The 20345-nt window shown below is 57.4% G+C and carries 16 protein-coding genes and 1 pseudogene; 5 read left to right on the forward strand and 12 right to left on the reverse strand.

The window, feature by feature from the left end:
• The 4 genes and pseudogenes from repA to N2601_RS29625 all read left to right on the forward strand — a co-directional run bounded on the left by repA (nucleotide 1) and on the right by N2601_RS29625 (nucleotide 4221).
• Entirely contained in the window at nucleotides 1–1221 is a 1221-nt protein-coding gene (gene repA, locus N2601_RS29610) for a plasmid partitioning protein RepA (protein ID WP_260305555.1), read from the forward strand.
• A 59-nt stretch (nucleotides 1222–1280) separates the two neighbouring features.
• Nucleotides 1281–2252, forward strand: a complete 972-nt coding sequence (gene repB / locus N2601_RS29615) for a plasmid partitioning protein RepB (RefSeq protein ID WP_260305556.1) — start codon at nucleotides 1281–1283, stop codon at nucleotides 2250–2252.
• Between the two features lie 161 nt (nucleotides 2253–2413).
• Nucleotides 2414–3628, forward strand: a complete 1215-nt coding sequence (gene repC / locus N2601_RS29620) for a plasmid replication protein RepC (protein WP_260305798.1) — start codon at nucleotides 2414–2416, stop codon at nucleotides 3626–3628.
• 109 nt (nucleotides 3629–3737) lie between these two features.
• Nucleotides 3738–4221, forward strand: a pseudogene (locus N2601_RS29625) (GNAT family N-acetyltransferase).
• A gap of 101 nt (nucleotides 4222–4322) precedes the next feature.
• Here N2601_RS29625 and N2601_RS29630 read toward each other — a convergent pair.
• From N2601_RS29630 to N2601_RS29645, 4 genes are all read right to left on the reverse strand, one after another.
• The gene (locus N2601_RS29630) at nucleotides 4323–4526 is read right to left on the reverse strand and encodes a cold-shock protein (protein WP_260305558.1); all 204 of its coding nucleotides are present in this window, start codon (nucleotides 4524–4526) and stop codon (nucleotides 4323–4325) included.
• A 136-nt stretch (nucleotides 4527–4662) separates the two neighbouring features.
• On the reverse strand, nucleotides 4663–5778 hold the full coding sequence (locus N2601_RS29635) for a Fic family protein (RefSeq protein ID WP_260305560.1): 1116 nt from the start codon (nucleotides 5776–5778) through the stop codon (nucleotides 4663–4665).
• 303 nt (nucleotides 5779–6081) lie between these two features.
• Complete coding sequence (locus tag N2601_RS29640) at nucleotides 6082–6999, reverse strand: recombinase family protein (protein WP_260305561.1); 918 nt, start codon at nucleotides 6997–6999, stop codon at nucleotides 6082–6084.
• A gap of 288 nt (nucleotides 7000–7287) precedes the next feature.
• Entirely contained in the window at nucleotides 7288–7521 is a 234-nt protein-coding gene (locus N2601_RS29645; RefSeq protein ID WP_260305563.1) for a hypothetical protein, read from the reverse strand.
• Between N2601_RS29645 and N2601_RS29650 the strand changes: the two genes are divergently transcribed.
• Nucleotides 7520–8656 carry an RHE_PE00001 family protein gene (locus N2601_RS29650; RefSeq protein WP_260305564.1) on the forward strand — a complete coding sequence of 379 codons (1137 nt, stop codon included), beginning with the start codon at nucleotides 7520–7522 and terminating at the stop codon, nucleotides 8654–8656. The two genes, N2601_RS29645 and N2601_RS29650, sit on opposite strands and share 2 nt — an antisense overlap.
• 112 nt (nucleotides 8657–8768) lie before the next feature.
• On the opposite strand, the gene N2601_RS29655 is transcribed toward N2601_RS29650, so the two are convergent.
• From N2601_RS29655 to N2601_RS29690, 8 genes are all read right to left on the reverse strand, one after another.
• A complete protein-coding gene (locus N2601_RS29655) occupies nucleotides 8769–10193 on the reverse strand; it encodes a YecA family protein (protein WP_260305565.1) in 1425 nt (474 codons plus the stop codon).
• Between the two features lie 6 nt (nucleotides 10194–10199).
• On the reverse strand, nucleotides 10200–11003 hold the full coding sequence (locus N2601_RS29660) for a hypothetical protein (RefSeq protein ID WP_260305567.1): 804 nt from the start codon (nucleotides 11001–11003) through the stop codon (nucleotides 10200–10202).
• Between the two features lie 70 nt (nucleotides 11004–11073).
• On the reverse strand, nucleotides 11074–11205 hold the full coding sequence (locus N2601_RS29665) for a hypothetical protein (protein ID WP_260305568.1): 132 nt from the start codon (nucleotides 11203–11205) through the stop codon (nucleotides 11074–11076).
• 283 nt (nucleotides 11206–11488) lie between these two features.
• Nucleotides 11489–13252 (reverse strand): ATP-dependent helicase, encoded by a 1764-nt coding sequence (locus N2601_RS29670; protein WP_260305570.1) that lies wholly within the window; start codon nucleotides 13250–13252, stop codon nucleotides 11489–11491.
• Complete coding sequence (locus N2601_RS29675) at nucleotides 13249–15051, reverse strand: ATP-dependent nuclease (protein ID WP_260305571.1); 1803 nt, start codon at nucleotides 15049–15051, stop codon at nucleotides 13249–13251. The genes N2601_RS29670 and N2601_RS29675 overlap by 4 nt, the downstream gene beginning before the upstream one ends.
• Before the next feature lie 387 nt (nucleotides 15052–15438).
• The gene (locus tag N2601_RS29680) at nucleotides 15439–17145 is read right to left on the reverse strand and encodes a patatin-like phospholipase family protein (protein ID WP_260305572.1); all 1707 of its coding nucleotides are present in this window, start codon (nucleotides 17143–17145) and stop codon (nucleotides 15439–15441) included.
• Nucleotides 17146–17157: 12 nt separating this feature from the next.
• Nucleotides 17158–18129: a hypothetical protein gene (locus N2601_RS29685; protein ID WP_260305573.1), complete on the reverse strand. Its 972-nt coding sequence runs from the start codon at nucleotides 18127–18129 to the stop codon at nucleotides 17158–17160.
• A complete protein-coding gene (locus N2601_RS29690) occupies nucleotides 18129–20105 on the reverse strand; it encodes an AAA family ATPase (RefSeq protein ID WP_260305574.1) in 1977 nt (658 codons plus the stop codon). Before N2601_RS29690 ends, N2601_RS29685 begins: the two co-directional genes overlap by 1 nt.
• Between the last annotated feature and the right edge of the window lie 240 nt (nucleotides 20106–20345).

Raw genomic sequence — 20345 nt, forward strand, 5'->3', positions numbered from 1 at the left:
ATGAACGCTAATTCGATGGCTTCGCTTAAGATGCCGATGCACTTTGAAGATCAAATCCTTGAACAGGGTGATTTGATTTCGAAAAAGCTGCACCTACTTAGCGTACAACGATTCCCGCCGAACGCGAAAAAGACATTGCGAAGCTTCTCGCTGGCAGAGGTCGCGACCTATGTCGGCGTATCGCAAAGCACACTGAAAAAACTGCATCTGGAGGGAAAGGGCCCCTCCCCTCAAACCTCGTCCTCGGGTCGTCGCTCCTATACCGCCGAACAAATGTTGGAACTTCGCCAATATCTGGATACGCACAGTCGATCCGACAACCGCATGTATGTTCCCCATCGGCGCGGCGGTGAAAAGCTGCAGGTGCTTGCTGTAGTCAACTTCAAGGGAGGCTCGGGGAAAACCACGACCGCTGCCCATTTGGCGCAGTACCTGGCATTGACCGGGCATCGCGTCCTCGCCGTAGACCTCGACCCTCAAGCATCCCTTTCGTCTCTGCACGGTTTCCAACCGGAGCTCGATCAGATTGCGTCGATCTATGACGCAATTCGTTACGATGGTGCGAGAAAGCCAATCTCGGAAATCATCCAGACCACTAATTTCCCCGGATTGGACATTGTCCCTGCAAACCTGGATTTGCAGGAGTATGAATATGACACGCCGCTTGCGATGTCTGATAAGTCTTCCAATGAAGGCAAAACGTTTTTCACCCGCATATCGCGGGCTTTAGCTGAGGTCGACGATCGTTATGATGTCGTCGTCGTCGACTGTCCACCGCAGCTCGGATATTTGACGCTGACCGCACTGACCGCAGCCACAAGTGTTCTGATAACAATCCATCCGCAGATGCTCGACGTGATGTCGATGGGTCAGTTCCTTCTGATGCTTGGTGGAATTCTAAAGCCGATCCGTGCGGCTGGCGCGGAAGTGAACCTCTCCTGGTACAGATACTTGATCACGCGCTACGAGCCGACCGATGTTCCCCAAGCCCAGATGGTCGGCTTTATGTCCACGATGTTCCACGAGTTCATACTAAAGAACCAGATGGTGAAGTCGACGGCGGTTTCGGATGCCGGGATTACCAAGCAAACGCTGTACGAAGTTGATCGGGCATCCATGAATAGAGGCACGTATGACCGTGCGATGGAATCGTTGGATGCCGTGAATGCTGAAATTGCCGGCCTCGTTCACGAATCATGGGGGCGCCGATTTGTCGGCTGACAAAAACGGAATTTTTATGCGGAAAAACAAACAGCTAACGGCTGTTCGGAGCAAATGATATGGCACGGAAAAATCTGCTCGAGGGACTTGCTGACCTGCATGAAGATAGCGCGGCACCCGCATATCCAATGCGAGGCGCAGGCAAATCTCTCGTGCGTTCGCTGGACGAGTTGGCAAAGCAAGCTGATAAATTTCTCGAAGGCGAGGCAATTATCGAACTCGATCCGGCACAAATTGAAGGCTCTTTCGTAAAGGATCGGATTTCAGACGACGACGGCGAGTATCAAGATCTGCTAGAGGCGATTCGAGTACGTGGGCAGGACACGCCTATTCTCGTGCGGCCCCACACGAAGGTCGATGGTCTTTATCAGGTCGTCTTCGGCCACAGACGGGTAAGAGCGGCAAGGGACCTCGGCAGAAAAGTCCGGGCTGTTGTCAAAGCAATCGACGACCGTTCCCATGTCATTGCTCAAGGGCAGGAAAATTCCGCGCGTGCGAATCTCTCTTTTATCGAAAGGGCGCTATTCGCCAAGCGCCTGGATGATCTTGGCTATGGCCGAGAGGTGATTTCCTTGGCATTGTCGGCAAATGCGGCTTCGATCTCGAAGATGATGACGGTGGCAGAGCGCATCTCGGCTGACGTCATAGAAAAAATCGGATCAGCTCCGGGTGTGGGTCGAGAGCGTTGGGTAGAGCTTTCACTTCTAGTCGGAAAATTCGTCAATAGCGGCAAAGTGTCAGAAGTTTTGAGCGCGGACGGCTTCGACGCATTGCCGTCGGATGAACGCTTTTCATCTCTGTATAAGGCGCTCAACAGATCAGCGCGGCCTGTGAGGAAGGCGGAGGTTTCGACTCAAAAGGCGAAGTGGCAGCCCCGGGACAAGGCAGTGCAGGCTGAAATCAAGAATACGGGCAAAGCTTTCTCGCTCTCGATGAAGGCGAAGAATGCTGGCCGTTTCGGAGAATATCTTTCCCGCAATTTGGATGCGCTCTACGAGCAATTCCTCAAGGAGGGAAGCAAAGGAGACTGAAGCCGCAAAAGAAAAAGGCCCCCAACGACCCAAGTCGTGGAAGCCCTTCTCGTATTCCCTAAGCAAGATCGAGAATCGCATTTCCACGAATCCCTGTCAAGAGTCGTAACCGTCGATTTGGCGGGCGGATGTCTTTTGCCTCAATTAAGGTGAGAGAAAAAATGCAGATTGGAAGTGTGACGACGCCCTTCGGGCGGCGGCCGATGTCGCTTGCCCAGGTAAGAGGGCAAATGAAAACGGCTGAGATGCGGCCGGGTAAGACGGCCGACAAATGGAAGATCTTTCGCGATGCCTCGGAGGCGCGGGCAGCGCTCGGCATTCAGGACCGCGCCCTTGCTGTTCTTGATGCGCTCTTGACCTTTTACCCGGATAATGAGCTTTCGGAAGAGCGCGGCCTGGTGGTGTTCCCGTCAAATGAACAGCTTTCCGTTCGAGCGCATGGTATTGCTGGCACGACATTGCGACGACACCTTGCCGCACTCGTCGATGCTGGACTGATCCAGCGCAAGGACAGTGCGAATGGCAAACGATACGCCCGAAAGGACAATGGTGGCCAGATCGAAGATGCGTTCGGCTTCAGCCTCGCGCCACTGCTTGCTCGGGCCGAAGAGCTTGCGCAGCTCGCGCAGCAGGTAGCGGCCGAGCGCCGGCACTTCCGCAGCGCCAAGGAAGCACTGACGATCTGCCGTCGCGATGTTCGTAAGCTGCTGACGGCTGCGATAGAAGAGGGCGCTTCTGGCGATTGGGAAAAGCTGGAAGGTCACTACGTGCAGCTCCTCGCCCGCGCCCCCCGCTCCCCGACCCTCAAAGATATTGAATCCGTCCTCAACGAAATGCGAATGTTGCGTGAAGAGATCATCAACCAACTGGAAATTCAGGAAGATTCTCAAAAAACAGATGGCAATGATGGCCAGAATGGACGTCACATACAGAATTCAAAACCCGAATCCAGCAATGAACTTGAACCTCGCTCTGAAGAAGAGCAGGGCGCGAAATCGAACCCAGACATTGGGCGGATGCGAGAGCCGATAAAGGCGTTTCCGCTGGGAATCGTGTTGCAGGCCTGCCCTGAGATTTCGAACTACGGGCCGGGCGGCACGATCGGCAGTTGGCGCGATCTCATGTCGGCCGCGGTGGTCGTTCGATCGATGCTGGGCGTCAGCCCGAGCGCCTACCAGAATGCCTGCGAGGCACTGGGGGCCGAGAATGCTGCGGCGGTGATGGCCTGCATCCTCGAAAGGGCAGGGCACATCAACAATGCGGGCGGTTATTTGCGTGACCTCACCCGCAAGGCAGAACGCGGCGAGTTTTCACTTGGGCCGATGTTGATGGCGTTGATGCGAATGAATGGTTCGCCAGGCCGGAGAGCATCGTGAGCAACAAAAAAGCTGATATTGCTTGGAGACCGCAGCAGGTAAGATGCTCGCTTGTGGTCTCCCGAGTATCGCCGATAAGCTAGTAATCTAAAATGGGATCGCTGAGAACATGCATAGTCGAAGGGCCGTAAGCTCGGATTCGGCGGAGCTGGGTAGCCTTCTGAACGGAAATCATCCGCGCCGGCGGAACGACGGCGCTGGAGACAACCGCTTTCTGCCGACGAGTTCGCCGATGGTTTGTTAATCGCGAGTTTGCGCTTGCTTTTATGTTGTGGAACACGATCGGCTGCTTGTCGGCTTTCAGTCGTTGAGCCTGTACGGTGATCTACCGTTTTGTTGACATCGCTACATTTGCACGCGCGAACCCAAAGATCGGCAGCGCTCTTTTCCGTGAACTCGGACAACAGCGAAGAACTTGTGTTCGAATTCATCATGTGACCATACGTGCCGATAACATCAGGGGTCTTGCTATCACCAATATGGGATTTGAGGATTATGCTAGTCTCATAGATATTCCGCTTCTGGATGGACACCATTCGACCCAAGAAGCGCTTCAAGTTGGGTCGCTGTGCCACATACGGCGGGGCGACTAACTTATCGATGATTTCGGCACAGGCCGAGATCTCGCAATTTAAGAGCAGGCGGTCCCGAAGGCGCTTTTTGAACCTGTTACCGCGGCTCCGGTCCAATGGCGTCAGAGCGGTCTGACGTTTTCCGCCTTTAACTTGCCGGTCTTTCGATCCTGACCGAGATCGTAGGAAACGGACTGTCCCTCTCTGAGCAAATCGCCATATTGCAGGGCGGTGACATGCACGAAAACGTCGCCTCCTCCGCTTTCCGGCGTGATGAAACCAAAGCCTTTATCGGCGTTGAAGAACTTAACCCTGCCAGTTGGCATAACAATCCTCGTGTCTTCGCAATTTAAGCAGCAAACTAATGACTCGTCACAGCAAGAATCAAGCCAGTCTGCTTTCGCGAGTGATGTCGCGCTCTTCGGATAGAGTGGACGAAAGGCCGTGCCCGACCCGTTGTTTCTATCGCTCTGGCTCCGGCAGGTTTAAGGTGTAACGCGTATGGCGGCGTTCGCCGGTGCGGTTCATCGCTCCCTTCTCAACCATATCGCGAAGGTCTCGAGTAGCCGTCGCCCGGGACGCCCCTGTAATCGAGATGTAGTTTTCCGCGCTTAGGCCGCCTTTGAAGCCCTCAATCCCTTCGCGGAACATGCGGGAGATAGCCTTGTCTTGGCGCTTGTTGAACTGGCCGCTGAACCGTCCATAGAACTTTGCCTTGCGGATATAAAACGCAACGCGCGTGAGAGTCGTCTGCTGCGCATCGAGAATGGTTTGCGAGAAGTAGAAGAGCCATTCGGTTATATCGAGCTTGCGCTGATTTTTTTCGAGCTCTCCGTAATAAGCCTTACGGCTCTTTTCGATCGCATATGCAAGCGAGATCAGGCTCGGTTGCCCGATGTTTTGCGCGAGCGACTTTTCTGCCAATGCTCGGCCGATTCTGCCGTTTCCATCCTCGAATGGATGGATGCTTTCGAAGTAAAGGTGACTTATGCCAGCGCGCGTCAGAGCGGGGAGGGGACTTTCGCCCTCCGGTCCGGATCTGTTGAACCAGGAGACATAACGGTCCATTTCGGACTGTACCTGCCTAGAAGGCGGTGCCTCGAAGTGAATGGTGGGCTTGTCGAAGCGGCCGGAGACGATTTGCATCGCGTCCTCGTGAGTCCGATAGCTACCGATCGTTGCGAGATGGCTGTTGCCTGCCATAAGCATCGAATGCCACCGAAAGAGGATTTCATGGTCGAGCGGTTTGGACCACGTCTCGAAGAGGTGGATCATCATCTCGGCGATGCCACGTTCCTGAGGCCTGATCGCCCTGTTGTCGGCATCAAGGCCGAACTGCCGACGCAGCGACGACTGCACGCTCAGCCGATCCAGCATCTCACCCTCGATCTCTGAGGTTTTCACGGCCTCATCGCTCAAAAGCTCGATCCGCAGCGACTTGCCGTCCTCCTCATTGAAGTGACGCACGGCCCCGATGACCTCTCCCGAGGACTTGAGAAACTGCCGCTCGAGCGGTTCGAGCGGTTCACGATCGTAGCTGAAGTGCGGCCAGCCGAGTTGCGTCCAATTCCAGTGCATGAGTTATAGCCCTTCCTCCTATAACTCAATTATGCTGGAGGTTGTGAGTTATAGCAAGCGGAGCTATCGCTCATGCACCCAATGCAGCCTCCAGTCGACCCGAGTTATAAGAGCGACTTTGCTACTGTAACCACCTCGGTGGTTGGCAGAAAATGATAGGACCGCTTGCGCCATTGGGCAGGAAATCCACCGTGGCCGGCTTGGCCGAACAGGTCGTGGCAAGCACGGATTAGAAGGAGATTTCCGCCGGTAACGGAAGCTCGCGGGGCAAAAAGCTCGGGCGCTCCCTTATCAATAACCTACTCAAGGACGAACTAAGCCGAAGCGATGTGCCTCGTCCAACAGCGCTCTGACGGAAGAGGGCTGCCACTTCCTACCACCACGCGCCGGCCGTTCTCCCATTTGATCCAGTTGCACGGCAATGTCGCGCAGCGACAAACTGGGATCGGCGATGGTGATCGCGGCGACAAGTTTCATCAAATGATCCTCGGGCGCGCGACGCGGTGAGCGAGCCAGCAGCTCAGGCTCCGCAAGCTTCTCGCGAACCATCCGATGCACCGCGCGGCGGAGTCGCTCGACCGTCCAATCATGACCGCGGCGATTGAGGATGCGGACGACGTTGTCCCAGCTATGCTGCGGGCGCAACTGCCGCACCGTCGGGAGCCAGGTCTGTGCCGACGAGATCAGTTCGTCGAGATAAAGCTTTTCGCGCGCTTGCGACACCGCCTTGATCGCTTCCGGTCGGCGCTCGCGCAGACCGGGATTGCCGGGAAGCCTGCCTCTGGCTTTCGCCGCCTTGATGCCGGCTTTGGTTCGTTCGGCAATCAGGGCGCGCTCGAGCTGGGCGACGGCGCCAAGCACTTGCAGCGAAAACATGCCCTGCGGCGTCGACGTGTCGATCGGATCGCGCAGCGATCGGAAATGCACCCCGCGCCCATCAAGGTCCTCGATCACTTGCAGCAGATGGCTGACCGATCGGGCCAGGCGATCGAGACGAACAACGACGAGCACGTCGCCGGCAGTGAGATCCTTCAGCAGTTTGGTGAGCACCGGTCGCGCGCGTGAGATGCCGGATCCATGCTCCTGGTGGACGCGGTAGCACCCGGCGGCGCGCAGCTCGTCGACCTGGGCGTCGTTGAGCTGATCGTCGGTCGACACCCGCGCATATCCGATCAGCCGTCGCGGCGGGGGAGGCGAGCTGGCGCTTGCAACCTGCGGCATCAGTTTTGGCTCGTTTTTGATGGCGTTTGTACAGATAATGAATGCATGAGAAAACGAAGGTTTGCAAGCGTGTTTTATGGTTGAAATGGAGCGCCATTCAGCGCGTTTTCTCGGTTGAGCCCGGCCACCGCTCATCGCGGCCCCTCAAAGCGCGCCAGTGGGCAATTCTGGCGGAAATGCAATGAAATCGGCTGTTTCGGAGGCGAGCGAAGCTGGACCTGTCATTTGGACAGGCTTTGGTGCCAAGACGCGGTCTGGGGAGGGGAGGAGTTCGACCGGCCCGGCGCGTCATTTCCGCTCGATCAGGCGGAATTTTCCAGCGATCCCAAATGAAAAGGCCGCAAAAAGCCTGGATTGCGGGCTTTCCGCCGATCCCCGATGACTGACATCGCTGATTTGCGCCGCCAAATCCATCACTATCGATACTTGATCCTTATCGGTGGTGAGACACCTAACCAGCAGCCATATCCAGTGAGGAACTGTAACTTTAAGATAGAGTTCGTTTAGCAAATCATTTACCATGATTTCAATGTCTTACGATTTATCGAAGTTGCCCATAAACAGCCTGGTTGGACCGGCTTTTGATGCCGGCATCGCTTTGGCTCGTCTTGACGAGCGCATCGCCCGCTCGCCGGTCGGGCAGGGTTTTGTCGAACGCACCCACTTCACTGACGCCTGCTCATCACTCTGGCTCGACGGTGAACTGGTCCACCTCGAAGACCTGGTTCTGCACGATGCGACAAGGGATATTCGCACACCCACCCATGAACTGACAATCGCCCGCGACGTACTCCGCACCCGTCGGCGTATCGCCGCACAGCCCCCCGCCTGGGCCCTGTCGGCGGACGGTGTGCGCACCCTCCGGCAGACCTCGCCCGTGAAGTCACCCGAAGCCGAACAGACCGAGACGGGCGGCGGCGCCGGCCGCGTCGCTGCGGTCGAGCCCGACGGGGAGGGGGACCCCGACGATGGCGACAGTCTGCCCGGCGTTGACTACGCGGCCATCGAAGCCGTGTTGGCCCGATCGGAAGCGGCGATCGAAGAAGCCAGAAAACCCGGTCGCGTCAGCGCGGCGGAAAAAGATCCGCTGGTCTATGATCTCGATTGGGACGAAGATGCGCGATTGGACGAATGGCGCGACGTGCTGCGGCAGGCCGAACACCTGCCGGCGGTGCTGCAGGCGATGGTCGCCCTCGATGCCTGGAACGAGTTGGCCGTCCTGCAGCATGCACCCTGGCTCGGCCGGCTGCTGGCCGCCTCGATCCTACGCCAGGCCGACGTCACCACGCAAAGTCATCTCGCGGCGCTTAATCTCGGCCTGAAAACCATTCCGGTCGATCGGCGCCGTCATCGCGACCGGCAAACCCGGCTGATCGCCATCGCCCACGGTTTTCTGGCGGCCGCCGAGATCGGGCTCAAAGAACATGACCGCCTGGCGCTGGCGCGGCAGATGATGGAGCGCAAACTGACCGGCCGGCGGGCGTCGTCAAAACTGCCGGAACTGATCGAGTTCGTCATGGCGAAGCCGCTCGTCTCCGCCGGCATGGTGGTGAAGACGCTCGGCGTGACGCCGCAGGCGGCGCGGCGGATCGTTGGCGAGCTCGGACTGCGCGAGATGACCGGGAGGGGGAGGTTTCGGGCGTGGGGAATTGTGTGACCGCAGCTCGCGGCTACAGGCAGTGGACCAGTTTCTGGCTTCGGACAAGTTCGTTGATTCGACTTTAGATCCCGCCGCGCACCAAGGACCATTGCAGCTTGCCGTCGATTACTTACCCTTTCTTCCTTGTTGTCCCGAACTCGCGCCACATCGACGCTGATATCCCTGCGCTGTAGAGTTCGGCCAACTCTATCTGGGACAGGTTCTCCAACTCGGTTCGCGGATAATACTGTGAAAGCCATTCCATCAGATTTTCACGCGACGATTGGCAGTAAGTGTTAAACACGAAATCGAACAACTCGAGCGGATGACGCGAGACGGGGCCGCGAGCATTCTCGTTCTCAAGGCCCTGAAAGAGCAGGATGAACGGGTCGCTTGAGAAGGTCATAGGAATTGCCGTCAACGATTGTACAGCCTGCAGGAGCTGATAAGCCTCGAGGTGACGCATTCTCGCTCTGTGCAGACTAAGCATGTCGGATGCCCTGTCCGGGGGAAAGTCGTCGATCTTGAAGCCGCTATATGCTGCCTCGAAATGCTCGCCACCAGGCCCCAATCCTTCGATGATCAGCGGACGATTCGTCACGAAAACGTAGGCGGCCGGCGCCGGCAACTTATCCATCGTGAGCGTCTTCTCTGCATCGTCGATCTGTTCATAGAACGATTTTAGCCAAGCGGGATCCCCAGAACCGCCAATGGATCGGTTCACTTCGATGAACACGATCCTGGGATGATCGGCGGCCTTCTTCAGCGCGTCGTGTAACTTGCTTTTGATGGGGGGCTGCAGATCCGACCTACCGGCGCGCTTCGAACTCGACGAAACTGCCTTTGCCTCAACTGAAAACTTAAAGCCGGTCCCCCGATTGATCGCCGTGAACTCGCAATGTCGTCGAGTGACGTCCCGCTCGTCCTCGAACACGATTCCAAAGCCCCCTCGCGCGAAAATGCTGATCACGAATGCTTCGTATAGGGCTCCCTCAAATTGGCCGGGATCCTTCAATCGCCTCATCAATTCTGCGGGAATTTCTTCATTGTGGGCACAGAGATAGAGGTCGTAAGCCAGACCCAAAAAGGACAACATCGCCCCCGTCGGTTGAATATTCACCAGGCCTTCAGGATTCAACTCGCCTCTGTTTGTCGCTGTGCGAATGAGCTCAGCTTGCGCTACAACCGGATGCCGATCTATCTCTGGCTTTGCCAGCTCTTGGCTCCACCACTCCATTCCAAAGCAGAACACGGTGTGTCCCATGAGGAAATCCGGAAAAGTTTTCCAGCTTTCTGAGGTCAAGATCGTCTGATTGACCCGGACCGACCGCCTCTCTCCGCTTTTCCAGGATTCGATGGGCCGGCCGTACCCATGGATGCGTCGGAGACTCGTCGTGAGAAGCTCTTGTGGATTTGCGTTTCGCATCAGGTCGTCAAGCGGACGAGATGCGCCGGAAAGAAGGTCGAGATGCTTCAGATAATGTCCATGGCACTGGCGATAGAGCCGGCCGGATCGGCAAGGGCATGCGTCATCGTCAGCAAAGCGTGAATGCACGACATTTCACTCCGCTATATCCAATTCCGGTGTCGGATTCTGTCTCGTGGTCTTTTTTTGTTTCAAAGTTGTGTGCCCCCGATAGTCCTTGCCATAACCGCTCACGAGTGCCGCCACGATGGGCTCGCTCTGAAAGATATCATAGTCGGGCAGCGATATAGTGAGCCCGCCGTCCTTGAGATAGCCAGGCTTTTGGAGCGAAGTTGCCCGATTGCGAGGAAAACCCAGTTCAAAGATCAACCCGTGCATCGCCATTGTCACCACCTGCTGGGCTGTACCTGAAACATGGCCGCTGGGGGGAAAGATGAAATGTGCGAGCGATAGCCCGTCAAAACCGCCGGGTGTCCGGTCAACGAGACGCCCGAGGCGGACGGAAAATAGTTTCAACGGGCTCTGATCGCGGTCGAGAATAAGCTGCCGGATCCGTTCTCGCATTCTGCGATCGATCCGAACAGGCGTGTAGCCACGAATGAGACTCGCTCTCCATAGGACGGAAACAGCGAATATCGCCATTTCCTTCGCGCTGAAGTTTCCTTTTAGACCGTCGCCGCGGTCAACCTGCTGCTTCAAATTCGTCAGAAAACGGATTGCCGGAGCGTCGATTTCCTTGTTCGTCATTTCCTCGCACTGTGCGCAAAGAAGCTTGCCCTTCAGAACGTCGCCTCCTCTGCGGATCTTACCCGGCCCGATGGGCATCAAGATCGCGGATCCGCCATTTGCCCGCAGGATTGGACGGATGAACGCCTTCGGTATCGCATGGGATTCACATAGTTCAGCAGCTGTAAGACATAACGCGCAAAATCCGGACACGGTATTCTCCAAACGTTCCCGATAGATTGGACACTAACCTCAGCATCGGTCCCGGCCGTTCCAATGAGCGTCATCCGCCCAAAACGCGAACCGCCAGTACCGCAAAAAGGATTAAGACCAGTGCGCAAATTGCAAATCGTCCGCCGGCGGAAGCCTCCATACCGAGGAATTTGATTTTGAGATAATCGATGGGGTCTTTCATGGCGCACCTCTCAGCAAAAAAACGAGTGGTGCTGCCTGCTGCCGCATATTGCCAAGTTTGGATCCCGACGCAAGTGAGATCACATGGAGAGCAACTGCCCTGTGTCTTCAAAGCGGCTTTAAAAGGTCTTCAAATGTCTTCAAGACCTTAGCTTGTCATCACAAATGCGTGATCGCTTTGCAATGCTCGATGAGGTTGCGGACTACCCTACCGCCAACTATGGCACCGGACTGAGAATTAACCCGCCTTGGTCCAAATTCACTCACATCGACGGCCGGCCTCGCTAGACCATCCCGACGCCGTCCGATCCGAGAAACCGGCTCGGAGGATTGTTATAGCGGTCACGGTCGTACACATACATCAAGAGTTTTTCTGCCCGGGTAACCGCGACGTAAAATTGCCGCCGTTCTGCATCGACCGCCTCAGGGGTACGTGCCTTGAAATGCGGCATAGAACCTTCCTTCAGACCGATCACTGCAACAGCCGCAAATTCCCGTCCCTTCGATTCGTGGATGGTCATCAACCGCAACGCTTTGTCAGGGCTGGCAAACATGCCGAGGTCATCGATTGAAAGGTTGTCGACATCGATACCGTTGTGCCGCATGTCCGAAACCATCTCCTGCACGGAAGCGGGGAAGTCGGCTTGGTGTTTCGGCGGGATCCACTGGTCTTCCACCAGGACACGACCGACCTCCTGGGCCATCGCGTCGAGCCATTCGACGCCGTCGAGCGATCGCGCCAAGTCCTTCGCGATCCGTAGGAGCGCAACCATAGTTCGCCGTCCGTCAAAGCCATAGACGTCAAATCGGCTTTCGCCGGTGGCATCCTGGATCGCATTGAAGGTCGCTCGCTCCAGCTGCCGAACGTTGTACAGATGCTCATCTGTAATGGCGGCGCCGAGCTGCTCTGCCAGTGACGCGAAAAGGCGCGAGCGCCTGTAGGGCCTTGCACCCGGGCCAACCACACGGATCCCGTAGTCCCGAAGAGCACGAGAAATGGGATAAAGCGCGTTCCAGCTCTTTGCCAAGATTGCTGACCGGCCCAATGGCAACTTCATGCGCTCGATTGCCGGCAGGAACTCGTCCGTTATAGCATCGAAGACGTTCCCCGTCGAAACGAGGTGGACCGGCTCTAGGCAATTCTTCGCTTTGCCCTCGCTTGTCATTGCCGGATTGCGAGGAAAGAGACGCTCGGCATGTTCGACGACTGCCGGACTGGATCGAAAATTCCACGATAGGGACAGGTCGCGCTTGGCGCCGATCTCGTCAGCGAAGGGGTCGATGAGCTCGGGTCGCGCGCCCGCAAATCCGAAGATCGACTGAGCAGGATCGCCGACAAGGAAGAACTTCGAGCGCTTCTCCTCATGCAAAAGTCGGAGGATCTCGACCTGGATTTCCGTCGTATCCTGAAACTCGTCGATCAGAAACGAACCAAACTTCGTCGCGACAGATCGGGAAACCTCTCGATCGTCCTGCAGCAGGCAGTAGGAATGATAGAGGATACTGGCGAAGTCGATAAAACCGCGCTCGGCTGCCAGTCGCATGAAGTGCGGCGCCGCCAGAGCGATCATGTCATCTTCCAGGGCCGATCCGATATACGCACCGCTGGCGTCGAGGCCGATCCCGCCGAAACGCACATAATCTTCGAAACGAAGATCATATCGGCCGGCAATCTCCGCGGCGAGATCGGCGATTTCGACGAACTCGGCTCTCTCCGAGGTCAACACCTTCATCGTACCGGAAAACCCTGCGACTCGGCTCGCGAAGGGCCGCAGGATATGATGCAGACAGAACGAATGTATCGTCGAAACGACATAGTTTGTCTGATCATCCGGCATGAGGTGGGCCGCCACGCGGGCGTCGATTTCGTTGACCGCGGCGTTGGTGTAGGTGATGCATGCTACCGCAAAGGGCGTCCCCCGGACCTCCTCTACCTCCTTAACGAGCCTTGCAACGATCGTCCGCGTCTTGCCGCTTCCTGGGCACGCCTTCAAAAGGAGATTGCCGGGATGATCGAGAGCGAGCTGTTGTTGCGGTGTCAGCTTCATTCGAGCAGCCAGTCTACAGCGTCGCGAACATAGTCAGGGATGGCGGCCTTTTCCGAAATGTTTTCGGCTGCGAGCTGCGCAAAGCGCGCCTTACCGAACCGCTTGGCCGTGTTTAACACGCTCTTCTTCAAGCCGTCGTCAACCAACCCGAAGAGATCGGCCATCTCGAGTTTTTTGGAAATCCGGGGCGCGCCGATGCGCGCTGCTGCCTTCTGCAGCATGTCCAGATTCTCGGGAAGGGTGATCTCCCGTTCGAACGTTGTTGCGCCCAGGAAGATCTTTACATACTTCCCTTCCAAGGCGCTCAGAACCTCCTTCTCCGGCACGTCGAGGTCGTCTTGGTCTTCGTCATCTGTCGGCTTGGCGTCCGACGGTTCCTGATCTGCATCGGCCACGATCGCGCAACGCTTCGGCAGACCGATCTCAGAAAACAGCCGTGCATAGGCTCCGAAATGGACGCCGTGAATGGGCACGATCGAGATTCCGGCCCGTTCGAGGTCTATCCCCATCGCTGATCTGATCAGGCCCGGAAGCAGAAAAGCCTCCGCCGCTCCCTCGACGAGCATTACATTGCGGGCGAAAAGTAGGTTCGACTTCGTCGCATCCAGATAGCGTTCAAGATCGGCAACGTCGTGCGGTGTCAGCGCAGTGTTCGAGGCAATGGTCGAAACGTAAGGCGCGGTACCGCCCGTATTGGTCATCATGACATACGACGACAACGGTGCTTTCGCCGTCACCTGCGTGCTGTGGGTCGTGACAATCGACTGGAACGGCAAATCACGAAGAGCGTCCAGCAGGACGCTCTGGAGCTGCGGATGCAGATGTGCCTCGGGCTCCTCGATCAGGATCAGTTCGCCCGCCGCCTTGCCTTCAGCGGCGCGCTTGCGAAACTGCTCGATCAAGATTGCGATGTAGAGCAGATTGTTCATGCCAAGGCCGTTGCGTCTCGGCTCGAAGGTTTTGAGGGTTGGACCGCTCAACAGGATCCGGATGTTTCGCAGGATCGACTGGAAGGTGGGCGAACTCAGGCCGATTTCGACGTCGAGTGCAAAAGCATCTCCCGTGACGTCCTTCAGCGCCCCGTCGATGGCGTTGGCGACGGATTCGATTGCGGGAGATTTTTCGATAGCCTCGTTTGCGGCTTTCACGGCGGCAATCAACGCCGCCTGCTCGCCTGCTCCGATCTTGGTCGCCTCGATCAGGCGAATGAGCGGCGAACGGCGCATATCGGCGAGATCGCCTTCGACATCGCGGAGCGCATGGAGGAAGACCACCCTGTAGGCCTGAAGATACTGCAAGCCGACAGAGCGGGCGCCGATTTCGTCATTATCAGTATCCCATTCGAAGTCGGCAAGGTCCATATTGGGATCGCCGCCGCCATAGAGCTCCCATCCGAAATCGTCGAGCGTCAAGCTGTCAGCGGATCGCTCGCCGGATGCCAGCGCACTACGGACCAGGTTTTTGGGACGAAACCGATAATATATCCGGGCTCTACCGTCTCCGAGCTGCGTCCCGTGCAGCATGGCGACCTCGTTGTCGCTCGCCTCGTACCCCGTAAACTCCACTCCCACCAAAACTTGAAAAGGCCGGCTTTGATCGATGCTGCTATGGACATCGTCCTTTTGCAACGCGCGGAATGCAGACGAAAAGTCGACGTCGAGACAGAGGCGAAGCGCCTGGATGAAACAAGACTTACCGGTATTGTTCTCACCGATGATGCAGGTCGCTTTGTCCTGGATATCGACGTCGACGAAGGAAAGGGATCTGTAACCCTTAATAACAATACGGCTCAAATGCATTCGACACCTTGCGGCTCTCAAGAATATACAACCGCCACTATTGCTGATTCGGTGATGGTCTTCATCATCGGTTGCGTCTTCCTTGCAAAAAAATATATGGGGCAGCCAACTCGAATTGGGCGCTACCTCTCAAGCGCTACCGCGCGACCTTGATTGTTGAAAGAAGGAAATTAGCAAACCGGTGGGCAGCGTGACGCGAAAAGGCTGAATATCGTAGCAGCTTAGATGGACGCAATTGGTCCTCGGTTCGATTCGCTTCAAGGCGAGAGGCAATGTCTCCTCCCTCCGGGGGCTCGCTAACCCTCCACTGCATCGGAAGTCGCCCGCAACGCAGATCAGCCGCTGGGTCAATGGCGGCGCCAATGGCGATTTGGCTCAGGCACGTGGTCAGTAATCCATCCTGGCTACCGAGCGAATCCTGCTGCGGCTAGTTGGCAGATGATTTGCAAACCCATCGAGCGGCTGCAAAGCCCGAAACTTCTCGCCTAGGGCTGCAATCGCCTCCGCGCGATCGCGCAAGACGCGACGTTCCTCTTCCGTCAGTTCCTTATAGGAAGATGGAGAATACTGGGTCGCGATCGCTGCATAACTTAGCGAGCCGGGTTCGGGTGCCTCCGCGTAGGCAGCCGCGAAATCGCGTAACATTTCCTCAAGTGCCCGCACTTCGACCAGATAACGTCGCCACTTATGTTCGTTGAGGTCGAAGTCGCTGTTGATGAGGTCTCCCGCGATCTCCCCAAAACCGGTCAGCTGTGTAATGCGGGCGGGAGGCATTTCAAGATTGAGCCCACCCTCTTCCGTCTTCAGATTGACCGTCACGATCCGTTCGCGATAGCCGGCGAGGATCGACTGGAGCGAATCCTGCCAGTCCTTGGCGCTGTCGAAGAGTGCGAACACGAAGCCGATAAGGCCGGTAAAGCCCCGCGTTGGCAGGAGTTGTCCCTGTGTCGCCCTTGCTGGGAGAACCACCCGCGTTTCGCCCGTAGTGCCTGGCTTTTCCCGCTTGGGATTGTATTCGCCAAGCGAGATGCCAAAGGTCGGACGGGACGGCAGGAACTGGTCGAAGAAGTGCACTGGGAAGTTGGAAGACAAGCCACCATCGGAAAACAGGCAACGGACGAGCTTGTGCTGATCGTCTACGCCAACAAGCGTGTAGTCGTTCCGATAAAGCGGGACGGCGGAAATCAACGCCGGGAAACTGAGGCTCATGCGCGCCAGAACCACGAGCGGGAGGTTTTCAATCTTGAAGGGGTAAAGATCTGTCGATCCCTGTTTTGGCGCTGTCAGCATCGCATCGACAACCCGACCTGGGAAGAGCGTCCGAAACTCCCGTTCCGAGAAATAATGGAGATTGTTCTCCATCGGCAGAACGTAGGGGCGGTGCGACGTGATGTCCGTCGTCACAGTCCGTACCATGATTCCGCGCTTTTCCAGATCCTTAATGCCGAGGGGCGCGCCCGTCGTTGGATGCCCCGCGACGAGATCGATCGTATCGGCCAGCCATTCGGTCAGGGCCGGGTGCCCAACCGGCGAATAGGCTTGTGTCATGCCGTTGCAGAGACCGTAGTCGGCCTGTGGAAGGCGTCGCGCAACGTCGCGCGCGGCGACAAAGCCTGCGGTGGCCACGGGAAAAAGCACAAGCAGGAACAGAAACAGGAGGACCGCGAGGATCGTCGCCGGTATTGAATGCGAGATCAACGGTATCATGATGGCGACAATGACGGCAGGCACGAGGCCGGCCAGCGCTGGCATCGCGTAGCCTTTGAAAAGCGCAAGGACTGAACCTGTGATGCTCTTCGCCATGACCGCGACCAATAGATTGAAGACCGGTCGCAGTTCAGGGCGTGGTTGAAATTTCTCCAGGAGCGTTGCTGACAGTTGTTTTGGGAGTGCCTCGATTTTCTCGAACCCGCCGTCAGCACGCCCGTACTCGGCAGCTGCCGTAACGACTGCGGCAATCGCACCGGCAGATGTGCCGCCGATATTGCGAAAGCGATATTTGTGCGAGAGTCTTACGACGGCTTTCGGGTAAACCACACCGCTGGTGATCCCGCCTTTCATGACGAGGTCGCAGCTTTGTTCTGGCGCGCTCATGTCCCATCTCCCTCAGTTGGTTTTAAGCGTCTTGGACCAAGCCTTCACGAGGCTCGAATAGGGCTGGTCCGGCTCCGCCATCGTGCGGATTTCGTCGAGGATTTGGTTGATCAGGAGATCGAGCCGCGCACCCATTTTCTTGTTCTGCTGATCACTGCTGGCAAGTAGTGCCTCCGAGATCTTGCCGATTTCGTCGATCAACCGGCTCAGGAGATCGAGCTTGCGGAGGATCCGAGTTCGCTCCTGGACCAATCCAAGCCGATTCAGGCCATAGACATGGATCGATGTGAGGCCCCGCCGGGAGGGGACGTTGTTCTTGAAGGTCGGAAGGACGAGGCCAAGCGGATCGCCGCGATCGATGTGAAACACCAGGTGCTCCTCGGGATCATCAACGCAGGGATTGATGAGATCGGGCCGCTCGTCGATGTCGGGTAGGTCCGCCGTCGCCCTGGCAGTGCCGGCGATTGGAAACAGATCCTGCTTGCCGAGCGATGCCTTGACGCCTTGCATCTCGGGCGCCGCCAGCAGTTGCGCGAGGCTCTCGGGAAATCTCGGCAAGTCCTGCCATCGCCTGCGATTGCAATCGATGCAGCTTGGCAGCAGGTTGTTCCATACCATTGCAAGCCACCAGTAGCCGGGATGATTGGCAACGCCAGCGATACGACCCTTCGGCCGATAATGTTCGACATCGACCGGCGCCTGGTTGGCATACCGGCTTTCGCAATAGGCGCATTTGCCGAAGAACAGCTTGTCGAGTGCGTATTTGACGGCTTCGTCGGAATAGGCGCTAAAATTGAACGTCTTTTCCTTCTTCTTCCTTGATTTCGTTGCTGGAGCAGGCGCGCCCACCGCCGGTGCCTCAGCTTTTGCCTTTGCCTGCGCTTCGAAGAAGATCTTCGCCTTGGCCAGTTCCTTGCCGCCGCGACTTTTGTTGCCGACAAGAACCGCCGGCGCCGAAACCAGTGCGCGGTCGACGCGCCGCATCAGATGCCCTCCAGAACGGCCAGGATTCGCCTTTTCGTGTAGTCACGGAGGTCCTCGCGTGGCTTGCCAGCAAGGTTGCGGCGCTTGACGAGGTAGTCCGCAACGGCCTCCTGCACGAGGCGGGCAGCCTCGCTCATCCCGACCGGAAGGGCATCAACCACCTGCCTGCGGATCGCGTCCATCGCCGCTCTGACGGCCTGGTCCGGTGCACTTCCATCCTTTTTCGCGAGGTAATCGCCAAGCCGGGCAAGGCTTGCCTCCGTCTCGGGGTCGTCGGTGGAAAACAGGCTGAACAGGTCCGAAGTCAGGAGTTGCTCGATGGTCAACGCCGACACCTTCGGCAACTGGGTGAGGCTGTCGACCATCACCGGGATCTGGCCACCGCCCAGCTGCCTGGCAACCTTGCTTAGCACCACGACCTCTCCATCGCGCATTCCCCTGAGACACAACGGATCATGGGTCGTGACGATGAAGGTCATGGCCGGCAGGGCGGTGCGCAGCCCTTTCATGATTTGGATCTTCCAGCGGGGATGGAGATGAGCCTCGACCTCGTCGATCAGCACGATCCCTTCCGCCGTGGTCAGTGTCGTAAAGCTCGGATTGATGTCGCGATCCATCAGCCATCGCATGATGTCGCAGGACAATGCGAGAATCGTGCGAAATCCCGATGAGACGTTCGATAGCGGTGTCCGGCTCTTCTTACCGGACGCGTCGATCTGCATCTCGACGAAGCAACGGCCTCGGGCTTCATCGCGATAAATGACGTCGATCTCTTCGGCCGCCCCGAAGATCACTCCGAGCGCCTGGACAACGGAACGATAGTCCGAAGGCGACAACCCTAGAAGCCAGTTCTCCGGATTGCTGAGCAGGCTGTCGGTATGGAACAGGCTGAGCACCGGTCGAGAAGGTTTCCATACATGCAGGTCACGCACATAATGACGGTAGGCGCCGTAACCGAAGACCAGGGGCAAACGGTTCTCGCCGGTTTGGGAACAGCCCCTGGCGCTGACCGTGAGCGTTGAGGCCTGTCTATTGTCGAATTGTAGCCGGACCTTGGCCGATCGCTTCTGCGGCAAGTCCTCCGCACCCATGAAGCTCGGGTTGAGTCTCAGGCCACCCGGTTCCTCGACCAGGTCAGGGCGAGCGTCGGCGCCGACGAGTGCAAGCGCGATCGCCTCCAGAATCGAGCTCTTGCCAGCAGCATTTTCGCCAAGGATCAAAAGTGCCTGCGCCATGCGTTCGGTCGGGTCTGGCGCAGCCGGCAGCTTGATTGACAGCGTCTCGATCGCCTTGAAGTTCGTCAGCCGGATTTCCTTCAGGCGGGGCGGTCCTCCAGCGATGTCGGCTTCCTCGACGATATTCGCAGACGCGGTGATCGCGGCAATTTCGGCGTCGCCGGCATCGCTCTGGCGCCTCAAGATCTGCCAGAGGCCAATGAATTCATTGGTGTCGTTTGGCCCGTCGCCTTCGAGTTTTGCGTAGTCGTCAAACGCCTGCTTTCGCCTGGTTCTTAATCGTGTACGGTTCAACCGGAAATGCGTTATCGTTTCCTCGCCCTGCGGGCTTGCGGCTTCGAGCGATCCGTCCTCGCGCGGGACGAGATGGTGGGCAATGTCGTCCGCACAAGGATCGACCAGGAGCGGAGTCTCGTCGAAGTCTAGGTTCGGCCACGTTCCATCGCCTTTCTCGACGAACCCGGCATATTCTTCCGGCGTCGGGATATGCGCCCTCTGCCCATCGACGGGGAAGTAGGTAGTTCGTTTCGGCCTGCAGTCCCCGCAGATCGGATAGAGATTGATCCAGGCATCTGACAGCCAGCCGTAGTAGAGATGGGCGTCGCGCGCGCGCCCGTCTTCCTCGCTGCCGATCATTGGCTCAGCATCGTTCATCGGCCTGAAGCGGTGCAGGAACATGCTCTTGGACGCCTGTTCGCAGAATGCGCACTTTCCCAGGAACATGTGCGAGAGATCACGCATGATCTCCCGTGACTCGAACTCCATGATTGGAACGCGAGTCTGTTCGCGCTTCATGGGATCAAGTTGCAGGTATCGGAGAAAGGATTGCCGCCTTTCGCTCGCAAGCGTGCCTCCAAGGGCAGCCGGCGGACTTGGCGCCCGCGCGACGTATCGCATGATGTCCCCCACAGATTAATGCTGAGCACGTTGCGGCGCCACACTGCCTGTGCACCGGTTCTCTGAGCATGCCTTGTCAACTCC

Origin of the sequence: Rhizobium sp. CB3060 (assembly GCF_025200735.1) — a bacterium.
GTDB lineage: Bacteria > Pseudomonadota > Alphaproteobacteria > Rhizobiales > Rhizobiaceae > Rhizobium.

Excerpts from the sequence above, each read along its gene's own strand:
- repA (WP_260305555.1), top strand. The coding sequence starts at position 1 with ATGAACGCTAATTCGATGGCTTCGCTTAAGATGCCGATGCACTTTGAA.
- repB (WP_260305556.1), top strand. The coding sequence starts at position 1,281 with ATGGCACGGAAAAATCTGCTCGAGGGACTTGCTGACCTGCATGAAGAT.
- repC (WP_260305798.1), top strand. The coding sequence starts at position 2,414 with ATGCAGATTGGAAGTGTGACGACGCCCTTCGGGCGGCGGCCGATGTCG.
- N2601_RS29630 (WP_260305558.1), bottom strand. The coding sequence starts at position 4,526 with ATGCCAACTGGCAGGGTTAAGTTCTTCAACGCCGATAAAGGCTTTGGT.
- N2601_RS29635 (WP_260305560.1), bottom strand. The coding sequence starts at position 5,778 with ATGCACTGGAATTGGACGCAACTCGGCTGGCCGCACTTCAGCTACGAT.
- N2601_RS29640 (WP_260305561.1), bottom strand. The coding sequence starts at position 6,999 with ATGCCGCAGGTTGCAAGCGCCAGCTCGCCTCCCCCGCCGCGACGGCTG.
- N2601_RS29650 (WP_260305564.1), top strand. The coding sequence starts at position 7,520 with ATGATTTCAATGTCTTACGATTTATCGAAGTTGCCCATAAACAGCCTG.
- N2601_RS29645 (WP_260305563.1), bottom strand. The coding sequence starts at position 7,521 with ATGGTAAATGATTTGCTAAACGAACTCTATCTTAAAGTTACAGTTCCT.
- N2601_RS29665 (WP_260305568.1), bottom strand. The coding sequence starts at position 11,205 with ATGAAAGACCCCATCGATTATCTCAAAATCAAATTCCTCGGTATGGAG.
- N2601_RS29670 (WP_260305570.1), bottom strand. The coding sequence starts at position 13,252 with ATGAAGCTGACACCGCAACAACAGCTCGCTCTCGATCATCCCGGCAAT.
- N2601_RS29675 (WP_260305571.1), bottom strand. The coding sequence starts at position 15,051 with ATGCATTTGAGCCGTATTGTTATTAAGGGTTACAGATCCCTTTCCTTC.
- N2601_RS29680 (WP_260305572.1), bottom strand. The coding sequence starts at position 17,145 with ATGAGCGCGCCAGAACAAAGCTGCGACCTCGTCATGAAAGGCGGGATC.
- N2601_RS29685 (WP_260305573.1), bottom strand. The coding sequence starts at position 18,129 with ATGCGGCGCGTCGACCGCGCACTGGTTTCGGCGCCGGCGGTTCTTGTC.
- N2601_RS29690 (WP_260305574.1), bottom strand. The coding sequence starts at position 20,105 with ATGCGTGATCTCTCGCACATGTTCCTGGGAAAGTGCGCATTCTGCGAA.